Source organism: Achromobacter sp. 46006, from assembly GCF_059761975.1.
On the sequence record NZ_JCBANN010000048.1, the window covers coordinates 30,983 to 42,646 of the forward strand.

Here is an 11,664-nt window from a genome sequence, read left to right on the forward strand (position 1 = left end):
AATCATGCGGCCGGTGCGCGGCCGGATCCGCCTGGCCATGGGCCTGGCCGTGGCCGGCGTGCTGTGCAGCCTGGCGAGCCTGGGCTGCCTGGCCCTGGCCATGCGCGACCTGCTGCGGGCGTCGGCCGCCTACCCCTGGCCCGCGTTCCTGGGCGCGCTGGCCTGCACCCTGCTGGCCTGCTTCCTGCGGCTGCAGGCCTTCAACCAGTCGCACTATGCCGCCTTCCGCCTGGAAGTGATCCTGCGCAACGACCTGGTCCGGCACCTGGCGCGGCTGTCGCTCGGCGAATTGCAGTCGCTGGGCAGCGGTCCGCTGGCCAAGGTGGTGCAGAACGACGTGCAGGCGCTGCACGTATTCGTGGCCGACAGCACGCCGCTGTTCGCCCGCGCCTACGCCATGCCGGTATTCAGCGCGGCGCTGCTGTTCGCGCTGGACTGGCGCATGGCGCTGGCCGCCGTGGGCGTGCTGGCGGTGGGCGCGGGCGGCCTGTCGCTGGCGATGCGCGGCCGCGAAACCATGACGCGGCGCTACCACCAGGCGCGCGAACAGGTCAGCGCGGCGGTCATCGAATACGTGCAGGCGATGCCGGTGGTGCGCACCTTCGATACCGGCCAGACCACCTTCGGCCGCTACCATCGCGCCCTGGAGCGCTACCTGGTCGTGCTGACCGATTGGTATCGCGGCGCCAGCTTCAGTTCGCGCTTCGCGATCGCCGTGCTGGGCCCATTGCCGACGCTGGCGGCGCTGCTGTGGCTGGGCGCCTGGTGGACGGCGCAGGGCCAGCTCGATTTTCCCGTCTGGCTGGCCTTGCTGCTGTTCGGCATGGGCATGGCCGAGGCCATGTTCCCGATGATGTCGCTGGCGCACATGATCGACCAGGCCAAGCTGAGCGTGGCGCGCATCCAGCAGGTGCTGGCGATCGCGCCGCTGCCGCCGGCGCGCGCGCCGGGGCGGCGGCCGGCCGACGCCAGCGTGCGCTTCGAGGACGTGCGCTTCGGCTATGGCGGCGCCCCCGCACTGGACGGCCTGAGCTTCACCGCGCGCGCCGGCCAGGTGACGGCGCTGGTGGGCCGCTCCGGCGCCGGCAAGAGCACCGTGGCGCGGCTGATCGCGCGCTTCTGGGACATCGACGCCGGGCGCCTGCTGGTGGGCGGCGTCGACGTGCGCGACCTGGAACGCGAGACCCTGTTCGAGCACGTCGCCTTCGTGTTCCAGGACAACTTCCTGTTCTCCGGCAGCGTGGCCGAGAACATCGCCATGGGCCGTCCAGACGCCAGCCCCGCCGAGATCGAGGCCGCCGCCAGGGCCGCGCAGGCGCACGACTTCATCCTGGCGCTGCCCGACGGCTACGCCACCGTGTTGCGCGAAGGCGGCAAGGACCTGTCCGGCGGCCAGCGCCAGCGCCTGACGATCGCCCGCGCCGTGCTGATGGACCGCCCGATCCTGGTGCTGGACGAAGCCACCTCCGCCACCGATCCCGAGAACGAACGCGCGGTCGGCGCGGCGCTGGCCGCGCTGATGCGCGGCCGCACCGTCATCATGGTCGCGCACCGGCTCGCCAGCATCCGCCACGCCGACCAGATCCTGGTGCTGGACCGTGGCCGGCTGGCCGAATGCGGCACGCACGACACCCTGGTCGCGGCCGGCGGCCTCTATGCCGAACTGTGGCACAACCATCAACGCGCCCGTCGCTGGACCCTGGGCGAGCAGGCCTCATGACGACACCTCCCGCTCCCTGGCGCGACACCTATCGCCGCCTTCTCCGCAGCGCCGGCAGCCAGGCCGGCCGTCTGCGCGCCAGCCTGTGCCTGCTGCTGCTGGCCGCCGTGTGCCAGGGCCTGTCGCTGGCCTGCATCGTGCCCCTGTTCGTCCACCTGACCCGCGGCGATCCCTGGCGCGCCGCGCTGGCCTGGCTGGCGGCCTTCTCCCTGCTGGCGGCGGCCGCCATCGTCCTGCGCTGGCGGGCGCAGGGCTTCGACTATCGCGGCCACATGGCGCGCGCCACGCACGAGTTGCGCGTGCTGCTGGGCGAGCAGCTACGGCGCATGCCGCTGGAGGCGCTGCAGGCCCACCGCACCGGCGGCATCGCCGCCAAGCTGCTGGGCGGCGTCGACGAACAGATGAACTACGCGCTGACGGTGATCAACCTGATCCTGGGCGCCATCGTCACGCCGGCCGCTGCCGCCGTGGCGCTGCTGGCCTGGGACTGGCGGCTGGGCGTGGCGCTGATGCTGGTGTTCCCCGCCATCGTGCCGCTCTACCGCTGGCGCCGGCCGGCCCTGGACCGCGGCCACAGCGCCACCGGCCACGCCAACGAGGCCTTGAACGCCGAACTGCTCGAATACATGCAGGGGCTGCCTGTGTGCCTGGCGACGGGCCGGGCCGGCACCGCCAACGAACGCCTGCGCGCCGGTTTCGAGCAGCTTGAACAATTGCAGCGCGAACACCACCGGCGCGGCGCCAAGCCGTCGCTGATGGTGGCCGCCATCGTCGAATCCGGCATGCTGGCCATCCTGGGCTGCGGCATGCTGTGGGTGGCCCAGGGCAGCCTGGCGCCGGCGGCGCTGGGCGCGGTGCTGGTGCTGGTGGCGCGCTTTGCCGAACCGCTGGCGACCTTTGTGAACTTCACCACGGTCCTGGCGCTGATCGAAGCCGCGCTGGCCCGCATCGAAGACGTGCGCGCGGTGGCGCCGTTGCCGCAATGGCCCTCGCAGGGCGGCCTGGCCGGGCCGGCGGACATCCACATCGAAAACCTGGAGTTCCGCTACGCCGGCGGCACTGCCGCGGCGCTGTGCGACATCGACCTGGACCTGCCGGCGCGCGGCCTGACCGCGCTGGTGGGGCCGTCCGGTTCCGGCAAGACCACACTGACGCGCCTGCTGATGCGCCACGCCGACCCGCAGCGCGGCTCGATCCGGATCGGCGGCGTGGATATCCGCAGCCTGCCGCCCGCGGACCTGAACCGCCTGATCTCGACCGTGTTCCAGGACGTGCACCTGTTCGACGACAGCGTCATCGGCAACATCGGCATGGCGCGGCCCGAGGCCGGCGAGGCCGAGGTGCGGGCGGCGGCGCGCGCCGCCCATTGCCTGGACTTCATCGAGCGCCTGCCGCAAGGCTGGCAGACCCGCCTGGGCGAGGCGGGCGGCAAGCTGTCGGGCGGAGAGCGCCAGCGCCTGTCGATCGCGCGCGCCATCCTCAAGAACGCGCCGATCGTGATCCTGGACGAACCCACCGCCGCGCTCGACACCGAAAGCGAACTGGCGGTGCAGGCGGCCATCGACACGCTGGTGGCGGAACGCAGCGTCATCGTCATCGCCCATCGCCTGTCGACCATCGTCGCGGCCGATCGCATCCTGGTGTTCGAGGACGGCCGCATCACGCAGCGCGGCACGCACACCGAACTGCTGGCGCAGCCGGGACGCTATCGGCGGATGTGGCAGGCGCAGCAGGGGTAGCCCGCAGCCGCCTCGCACGCCCCCGGCCCATCAACGCGGGCGTACGCCAACCTCGATCGCGTCGCCTTCCACACAGGCGACGACGCGCCCGTCATCGCGATCGGCCGGATGACCGCCGGTGAAGTCCGAAAACGCCGGCAGGATCGTAAGACCGGGGCGCAGCCAGAACGCCGGCCAACTACGCGGCACGCCGCGCACGGACGTCTTCGGATGCACGTGGCCGGCGACGACGTGCAGGCCGGCCGGGTCCACCCGCGGGACATGGCTGAACAGGAACGGGCCGTCGGCGTGGGTCTCGCCCAGTTGCCGCACGCCAAACGCCGGACCGTCGAGGGCGCGGTCATGATTGCCCGCCAGCACGGCGATCTCCAGTGCGGCCTGTTCCCGCCGCCACGCCATCCAGGTATCGCGCCACCCCGCCTGCCCGGCGGGTCCATGCAACAGGTCGCCCACGATCCACAGCTCGCGGGCGGCAGTGCGCGCGATCGCATCCGCCAGGCGGTCCAGGTCGTCGCGCGTGGCGCCGCTGGGCACCGCGATGCCCGCGCGCCGGAACACATGGCTCTTGCCCAGGTGCAGGTCGGCGATGACCAGGCGCGAACGCGCCGGCCAGAACAGGGCGCGCGTCCCCAGCAGCCACATGGGCTCGTCGCCCAGCAGCGCCCGCAATGCGCCGTCAGGCAATGCGCTCATAGCGCTTCTCCAGTTGCTGCGCGGCGCGCCTGACGCGCGCCTGCCAGGTCTCGGTGCTGAGTTGCCCGCGCATGCTTTCGGTCCACAGCGGGAACGACAGGGGCGTCAGCGCGCGCGGTTCGCATAGCGCCAGTTCGCGCCGCTGGCAGTCGTGCAACGCCGCCAGCAGGCGGGGCGCCTCCAGTTGCAATTCGAACACTTCGCGTTCGGCTTGCGCCAGCAGCAGGTGGTCCGGATCGTAGCGGCGCAGCACATCGTAGAGCAGCCCGCTGGAGGCCTGCACCTGCCGCAGCGAGCGCGCCGCCTGGCCGGGCAATGAGGGCGTCAACAGGCCCGCCACGCGCGCGATCTCGCGGAACTGGCGGCGCGCCATTTCGCCCAGGTTGACGCCGTCGCGCAGGTCTTCGGCCATGTGTTTGGGGCTGAGCAACTGGCGCAGCAGCGCGTCGTCCAGCGCGGCCGGCTCGGCCAGGGTCAGCATCAACCCGTAGTCGTTGACGGTGTAGGAAATCGTGTTGGCCTGCCGCCGGCCCCAGCGCAGCGCGATCATTGCCGCGATGCCTTCGTGCACGGCGCGGCCGGCGAAGGGAAACAGGAACAGGTGCATGCCGCGCCGTGTGCCGATACGCTCGGCCACCAGCCTGCCCCTGTCCGGCAATGCGCTGGCCTGCGCCTGGATCCGCAACAGCGGCGCGACGGCGCGCATCTCCGGATGCGTGCCCGGGTGCGAATACAGTCGCTCCACTTCGCTGGCCAGTTGCGTCGACAGGGGCATGCGGCCGCCCTGCCAGGTGGCGACCGGGCCATCGCCGCCCTTGGCGCGGCGCACATAGGCGACCATGCCTTCCAGCCGCACCAGTTCCAGCGTGCGGCCGGCGAACTGGAAGCGGTCGCCGCGCCGCAGGCGCGCCAGGAAGCCTTCCTCCACCGAGCCCAGGCTGCCCCCGCGCAGGTACTTGACGGCCACGGCGCCGTCGGCGGTGATGGTGCCGATGGACAAACGATGGCGGAAGGCGACGCGCCGGTCGTGCACGCGATAGCGGCCATCCTCGTCGCGCACCACGCGTTGATAGTCCGGATACTTGGCCAGCGCGCGGCCGCCCTGCACGATGAAGTCCAGCACCGCCTGCCAGGTGGCGCGATCGAGCGCGGCATAGGCATGCGTGCCGCGCACTTCCTGATACAGCGCGTCGGCGTCGAAGCCGCCGCCCAGCGCCAGCGTGACGGCATGCTGGGCCAGCACGTCCAGGCTGCCGACCGGCGGCGGCCGGGATTCGATCTCGCCGCGCGCGATGGCCTGCCGGGCAGCGGCGTACTCGATCAGTTCGAGCGCCTGCGCCGGCACGCACACCACGTTGCCGGACTCGCCCGGCCGGTGCCGGGCGCGGCCGGCGCGTTGCAACAGGCGCGCCACGCCCTTGGGGCTGCCGATCTGCAGCACCTGGTCCACCGCCGGGAAATCCACGCCCAGGTCCAGGCTGGAGGTGGCCACCACGCAGCGCATTGTCCCGTCGCGCAGGCCCTGCTCCACCGCCGCGCGCAGCTTGGAATCGAGCGAGCCGTGATGCAGCGCCAGGGTGCCCGGGGCCTCGGGCCAGATCGATTCCAGCGCGCGATGCCAGAGCTCGGCCTGCGCGCGGGTGTTGGTGAACAGCAGGGTCGCGCGCACGTCGAACAGGCGCTTGAAGACCCGTTCGAGCTGCGACAGCCCCAGGTGCCCCGCCCACGGCAGGGCGCGGCTGCGCTCGGGCAACAGGGTCGATATCTGTACCTTGCGCGGCCGCGCGCCCGCCACCAGCGCGCTGTCGGGCGCATGCGGCAGCAGCACCGCGCGGGCCTGGTCCAGGTTGCCCAGCGTGGCCGACAGGCCCCAGGTGCGAGCGCCGGGCGACAGGCAGCGCAGGCGCGCCAGGCACAACTGCAGCAGCACGCCGCGCTTGTTGCCCAGCAGCTCGTGCCATTCGTCCACCACGATGCCGCGCAGGGCGCGAAAGCGCTGCGACGCATCGGCATAGGACAGCAGCAGCGCCAGGGACTCGGGCGTGATGACCAGCACGTCCGCCTTGCCCTGGCGCGCCAGGCGCTTGTCGCGCGCGCTGGCGTCGCCGGTGCGCAGCGCCACCGTCCACGCCAGGCCCAGGTCGGCCGCTGTCTGTGCCAGGGCGCGCGTGGTGTCGGCGGCCAGCGCCCGCAACGGCGTGACCCACAGCACACGCGGGCCCTCACCCGCCGCCGCGCGCGCCGGCGCCGGATCGGCCAGCGCTTCCAGCAGCGGTCCGCCGAATGCGGCCAGGGTCTTGCCGCTGCCGGTGGGCGTATGCAGCAGGCCGGATTCGCCGGCCAGGTAGCGCCGCCAGGTTTCGCGCTGGAACGCGGCGGGCTTCCAGCCGCGCGCCGCGAACCAAGCCAGCAAGGGGCCGTCCCGCCGCGCGGCGCTCATCGCGCCAGGGCCTTCAGGGTGTCGAGCCGGTCGGCCTGGTCGGCGCGCTTGTCGTGACGCCAGCGCAGGATGCGCGGAAAGCGCACCGCCACGCCGGACTTGTGCCGTTTGGACAGGTTGACGCCCTCGAAACCCAGCTCGAACACCTGCACCGGGTCGACCGAGCGCACCGGGCCGAAGCGCTCGCGCGTGTGGGCGCGCAGCCAGCGGTCCAGTTCCAGGATCTCCTTGTCGTCCAGGCCCGAGTATGCCTTGGCGATGGGCACCAGCGCGTCGCCGTCCCATACGCCGAAGGTGTAATCGGTGTAGAGCGTGCTGCGGCGGCCGTGGCCGGACTGCGCATACAGCAGCACCGCGTCGATGGTGAGCGGATCGATCTTCCACTTCCACCAGTCGCCGCGCCGCCGCCCGCTCTGGTAGGGCGCGCCGCGGCGCTTGAGCATGAAGCCCTCCACGCCGCGCTCGCGCGATTGCGCGCGCAGCACGTGGGCCTCGCCCCAGCTTGCCGGCGCCACCAGCGGCGACAGGCCCAGGCGCGGGTCGGCGCGCTCGCGCAGCAGCGCTTCCAGCCGCGCGCGGCGCGCGGCCTGCGGCTCGTCGCGCAGATCGGCGCCATCCAGCTCCAGCAGATCGTAGGCGAGCAAGCGCACCGGCGCCTCGGCCAGCCACTTGGGTCCGGGCTTGAGCCGCTGGATGCGGGTCTGCAGGGCCGAGAACGGCATGGGATCAACGCTGTCTTCCTGCCACGCCAGCAGTTCGCCGTCGACGACACAGTCCACCGCCAAGGCGGCCGCGGCCGCTTCGACTTCCGGAAAGCGGCCGTCCAGGCGCTCTTCGCCGCGCGACCACAACGCCACCTCGCCGCGCCGCCGGATCAGTTGCGCGCGGATGCCGTCCCACTTCCACTCCAGCAGCCAGTCGTCGATCGGCCCCAGCAGCGCCGGGTCGCCCTCCAGCGGCGAGGCCAGGAAAAAGGGATATGGCTGCTGGCGGTCGCCCGGCAGTTCGTCGGCGCTGAGCAGGTCGCGCAGGAACGCGGGGCTGGGCGACCATGCGCCCAGCATGCGCTGCGCGATGCGGGCGATGGGCACGCCCGACAACTCCGACAGCGCCTGCTGCACCATGCGTTGCGACACGCCGACGCGCAGCGCGCCGGTCAGCAGCTTGTTGAAGACCAGGCGCTCGATGTAGGGCAGGCCCCGCCAGGCCGCGACGATGACTTCGCGGCGCGCGGCCTCGTCGCGGTTGGCGACCGGCACCAGGATCTCCTCGATCCAATCGGCCAGGCCGCGCTCGGGCGCGGCAGTGCGCGGGTCGGGCACCAGCAGCGCCAGCGTCTCGGCCAAGTCGCCGACCTGGTCGTAGCAGGCGTCCACCAGCCAGGGCGCGGTCTCGGAGGCGGTCGCGGCCCAGGCGCGCAACTCGCCGACGGCGGCGATCTTGCGGCGCGCGCTGGTGATCTTGCCGCCCGCCAGCAGATACAAGGCCCAGGCCGCGTCGCGCGACGGCGCATCGCGGAAGTACGCCACCAGCGCCGCGCGCTTGTCCAAGGTGGCGGTGCTGCGGTCCAGTTCCTGATACAACGCCGCGAATCGCTTCATGCCTGGATCCGTTCCCCTGTCGCTACGAAAATGGCGCGGCGCGCCGTGCTAGTCGTCTTCGCCATATTGCGTGGCCAGCGTCTCGGCGGCGATGCCGGATTCATTCAACGTGCGCACCAGCGCGTCGGTGTCGCCATGCGTGGCGATGACGCGGCGCGCGCCGGTCTGGCGGATCGTGCGCAGCAGGTCGGGCCAGTCGGCGTGGTCCGACACCACGAAGCCCCGGTCCATGTTGCGCCGGCGCCGGTTGCCGCGCAGCCGCATCCAGCCGGACGCGAAGCCGTGCTGCGCCTTGCGGAAGCGCCGCAACCACGCGCTGCCGGCCGCCGACGGCGGCGCCAGCACCAGCTCGCCAGCAAATCCCGTGCCCGCGGCCGCCGGCGCGCCGTCCGCCTCGATGACCAGGCGCGTGTCGGGCAGCGCGATGCCGGCCTCGCGGTAGACGTCCACGCCCGCGGCAATCGCGCCGTGCAGGTAGACGGGCCGGTCGACGAACGGCATCAGCTCGGCCAGCACCCGCTGCGCCTTGCCCAGCGCATAGCAGTAGAGAATGGCCGCCTCGCCGCGCGCGGCGCAATGGTCGCGCCACTGCACGATGTCGCGCGCCACTTGCGCCGTGTCCGGCCAGCGATAGATCGGCAGGCCGAAGGTGGCTTCGGTGATGAAGGTGTCGCACGGCACCACCTCGAACGGCGCACAGGTGGGGTCGGGCTGGCGCTTGTAGTCGCCCGACACGACCCAGACCTGGCCGTCGACCTCGATGCGCACTTGCGCGGAGCCCAGCACGTGGCCCGCGGAATGCAGCGAAACCCGCGCCCGGCCCAGCGTGAACGGCTCGCCGTAGGCGTGGACGCGGTAGTCCTGCTCGCGCAAGCGCCATTGCAGGATCGGCAGGCCGTCGGCGCTGGTGTGGTAGCAACCCATGCCGGCGCGGGCGTGGTCGCCATGGCCATGCGTGAGGACGGCCACGTCCACGGGGCGCCAGGGGTCGATGTAGAAGCCGCCGGCGGCGCAATACAGACCTTCCGGACGCAATTGGACGATGTCGGCCATGGACTCTCCCGATCTGACAGGCGCGGCTTGCGCGGGCGCGCAAACCACGCGGCGGTGCTTCCGTTATACCCGAACGCAGCGGCGCTCTTTTCAATAATTCAATAATCGTTGTATTATAGAACAATGAAAGAAGATCAAGTCGTTTCCGCGCTTGGCGCCCTGGCCCACCCTCAACGGCTGCGCACCTTCCGCGCGCTGGTCGTGGCCGGCCTTCCGGGCCTCACGCCCAGCGTCCTTGCCGACCAGCTCGGCATCGCCCGCAACGCGCTGTCGTTCCATCTCAAGGAGTTGGCGCACGCCGGCCTGGTGACGGTCGAACCGCAAGGCCGCAACCTGATCTACCGCGCCGACTTCACGCGCATGAACGGCCTGCTTGGCTATCTCACCGAACACTGCTGCCAGGGCGCGCCGTGCGAGATCGCCCCGGGCGCTTGCGCCACCTGCTGACCGGATCACCGCCATGTCTTCCCTGCCCACCGCCGCTGCCGTTCGCGCCCCCGCCGGCATGAGTGTTTTCGAACGCTACCTCACCCTCTGGGTCTTCCTGTGCATCGTGCTGGGCGTGGCGCTCGGCCAGTTGCTGCCCGGGCTGTTCCACGCCATCGGCCGGCTGGAGGTAGCCCAGGTCAACCTGCCGGTGGGCCTGCTGATCTGGGTCATGATCATTCCCATGCTGCTCAAGGTGGATTTTGCCGCCATGGGAGAGGTGGGCCGGCACTGGCGCGGCATCAGCGTGACGCTGTTCATCAACTGGGCCGTCAAGCCGTTCTCCATGGCCTTGCTGGGCTGGCTGTTCATCCGCCACGTCTTCGCCGCCTGGCTGCCGGCCGACCAGCTCGACAGCTATATCGCCGGCCTGATCCTGCTGGCCGCGGCGCCCTGCACGGCCATGGTGTTCGTGTGGAGCCGGCTGACCGGCGGCGACCCGGTGTTCACGCTGTCGCAGGTGGCGCTCAACGACGCCATCATGGTGTTCGCCTTTGCCCCGCTGGTGGGACTGCTCCTGGGCCTGTCGTCCATCACGGTGCCGTGGGACACGCTGCTGGTGTCGGTCGGCCTGTACATCGTCATTCCGGTGATCCTGGCGCAGCTCTGGCGGCGCGCGCTGTTGCGGCGCGGACAGGCGACGTTCGACGCGGCGCTGGCGCGCATCGGGCCGTTCTCGATGGCCGCGCTGCTGCTGACGCTGGTGCTGTTGTTCGCCTTCCAGGGCGAGGCCATCCTGCGCCAGCCGCTGGTGATCGCCATGCTGGCGGTGCCGATCCTGATCCAGGTGCTGTTCAACTCCGGCCTGGCGTACTGGCTCAACCGCCGCGTGGGCGAGCGCCACAGCATCGCCTGCCCGTCGGCCTTGATCGGCGCGTCCAATTTCTTCGAGCTCGCGGTGGCTGCCGCCATCAGCCTGTTCGGCTTCCAGTCCGGCGCGGCGCTGGCCACCGTGGTAGGCGTGTTGATCGAGGTGCCGGTGATGCTGCTGGTGGTGCGCATCGTCAACCGCAGCCGCGGCTGGTACGACGCCGGCCAGGCGCGCGGCTGAGCCCGTCCCTCGCCCCCCTTCCGGAGACTTTCGTTGACCGATCTGCCCAATCTCGATGCCAGCCTGTTCGCGCGGCCGGACCCCGTCGCGCTGTTCGTCCCTGTCCGCGCCAGCCACGCGCCGCGCTTTCTGCTGCTGTACGGCTCGCTGCGCGAACGCTCCTACAGCCGGCTGGCAGCGGAGGAAGCCGCGCGCCTGCTGCGCGCCCTGGGCGGCGACCCCCGGATGTTCGACCCGACGGGGTTGCCGCTGGTCGACGCGCCCGGCAGCCAGGACCACCCCAAGGTGCGCGAACTACATGAACTGGTGCAATGGGCCGAAGGCATGGTCTGGAGTTCTCCGGAACGCCACGGCGCCATGACCGGGCTGATGAAGACGCAGATAGACTGGATCCCGCTGTCGGTGGGCGCGGTGCGCCCGACCCAGGGCAAGACGCTGGCCGTCATGCAGGTGTCCGGCGGCTCGCAGTCTTTCAACGCGGTCAACCAGATGCGCATCCTGGGACGCTGGATGCGCATGCTGACCATTCCCAACCAGTCGTCGGTAGCCAAGGCATACCAGGAATTCGACGAAGCCGGCCGCATGAAGCCGTCGCCGTACTACGACCGCATCGTCGACGTGGTCGAGGAACTGATGAAGTTCACCCTGCTCACGCGCGACGTGGCGCCGTACCTGACGGATCGCTACAGCGAACGCAAGGAAAGCGCGCAGGCGCTGGCGGCGCGGATGAGGCAGGCTTCGATCTGACGCGCCGGCAAGCCGGGGCGCCGCCGGCGCACGAACGCGTCAGCGCGCCCCGAACAACTTGTCCAGTTCGCCGACTCGCGGCAGGCCGTTGTATTTCTCGCGGGGCGCGTCCGTTTGCTGTAATACATTAGATG

9 protein-coding genes are annotated in these 11,664 nt (G+C 71.2%); 5 read left to right on the forward strand and 4 right to left on the reverse strand.

Going from position 1 to position 11,664, the window contains the following annotated elements:
• Nucleotides 1–4 precede the first annotated feature (4 nt).
• Complete coding sequence (locus AC6LKG_RS19850) at nucleotides 5–1,720, forward strand: ABC transporter ATP-binding protein (RefSeq protein WP_498167241.1); 1,716 nt, start codon at nucleotides 5–7, stop codon at nucleotides 1,718–1,720.
• Nucleotides 1,717–3,459: an ABC transporter ATP-binding protein gene (locus tag AC6LKG_RS19855; RefSeq protein ID WP_498167222.1), complete on the forward strand. Its 1,743-nt coding sequence runs from the start codon at nucleotides 1,717–1,719 to the stop codon at nucleotides 3,457–3,459. Before AC6LKG_RS19850 ends, AC6LKG_RS19855 begins: the two co-directional genes overlap by 4 nt.
• 30 nt (nucleotides 3,460–3,489) lie before the next feature.
• Here the strand turns inward: AC6LKG_RS19855 and pdeM are convergent, their stop codons facing one another.
• Genes pdeM through AC6LKG_RS19875 form a run of 4 tightly spaced genes read right to left on the reverse strand, consistent with a single transcriptional unit; the run spans nucleotide 3,490 to nucleotide 9,246 of the window.
• Entirely contained in the window at nucleotides 3,490–4,152 is a 663-nt protein-coding gene (gene pdeM / locus AC6LKG_RS19860) for a ligase-associated DNA damage response endonuclease PdeM (protein ID WP_498167225.1), read from the reverse strand.
• Nucleotides 4,136–6,592 carry a ligase-associated DNA damage response DEXH box helicase gene (locus AC6LKG_RS19865; protein WP_498167228.1) on the reverse strand — a complete coding sequence of 819 codons (2,457 nt, stop codon included), beginning with the start codon at nucleotides 6,590–6,592 and terminating at the stop codon, nucleotides 4,136–4,138. Before AC6LKG_RS19865 ends, pdeM begins: the two co-directional genes overlap by 17 nt.
• Nucleotides 6,589–8,193, reverse strand: coding sequence for an ATP-dependent DNA ligase (locus AC6LKG_RS19870; RefSeq protein ID WP_498167229.1), 1,605 nt, complete (start codon nucleotides 8,191–8,193; stop codon nucleotides 6,589–6,591). The genes AC6LKG_RS19865 and AC6LKG_RS19870 overlap by 4 nt, the downstream gene beginning before the upstream one ends.
• Before the next feature lie 48 nt (nucleotides 8,194–8,241).
• On the reverse strand, nucleotides 8,242–9,246 hold the full coding sequence (locus tag AC6LKG_RS19875) for a ligase-associated DNA damage response exonuclease (RefSeq protein ID WP_498167231.1): 1,005 nt from the start codon (nucleotides 9,244–9,246) through the stop codon (nucleotides 8,242–8,244).
• A 123-nt stretch (nucleotides 9,247–9,369) separates the two neighbouring features.
• Between AC6LKG_RS19875 and AC6LKG_RS19880 the strand changes: the two genes are divergently transcribed.
• From AC6LKG_RS19880 to arsH, 3 genes are read left to right on the forward strand one after another with little or no spacing between them, the layout of a single operon-like run.
• Nucleotides 9,370–9,693, forward strand: coding sequence for an ArsR/SmtB family transcription factor (locus AC6LKG_RS19880; RefSeq protein ID WP_049075973.1), 324 nt, complete (start codon nucleotides 9,370–9,372; stop codon nucleotides 9,691–9,693).
• Nucleotides 9,694–9,706: 13 nt separating this feature from the next.
• Nucleotides 9,707–10,783 carry an ACR3 family arsenite efflux transporter gene (gene arsB, locus AC6LKG_RS19885; RefSeq protein WP_498167235.1) on the forward strand — a complete coding sequence of 359 codons (1,077 nt, stop codon included), beginning with the start codon at nucleotides 9,707–9,709 and terminating at the stop codon, nucleotides 10,781–10,783.
• 33 nt (nucleotides 10,784–10,816) lie between these two features.
• Entirely contained in the window at nucleotides 10,817–11,530 is a 714-nt protein-coding gene (gene arsH, locus AC6LKG_RS19890) for an arsenical resistance protein ArsH (protein ID WP_498167238.1), read from the forward strand.
• Nucleotides 11,531–11,664 lie beyond the last annotated feature (134 nt).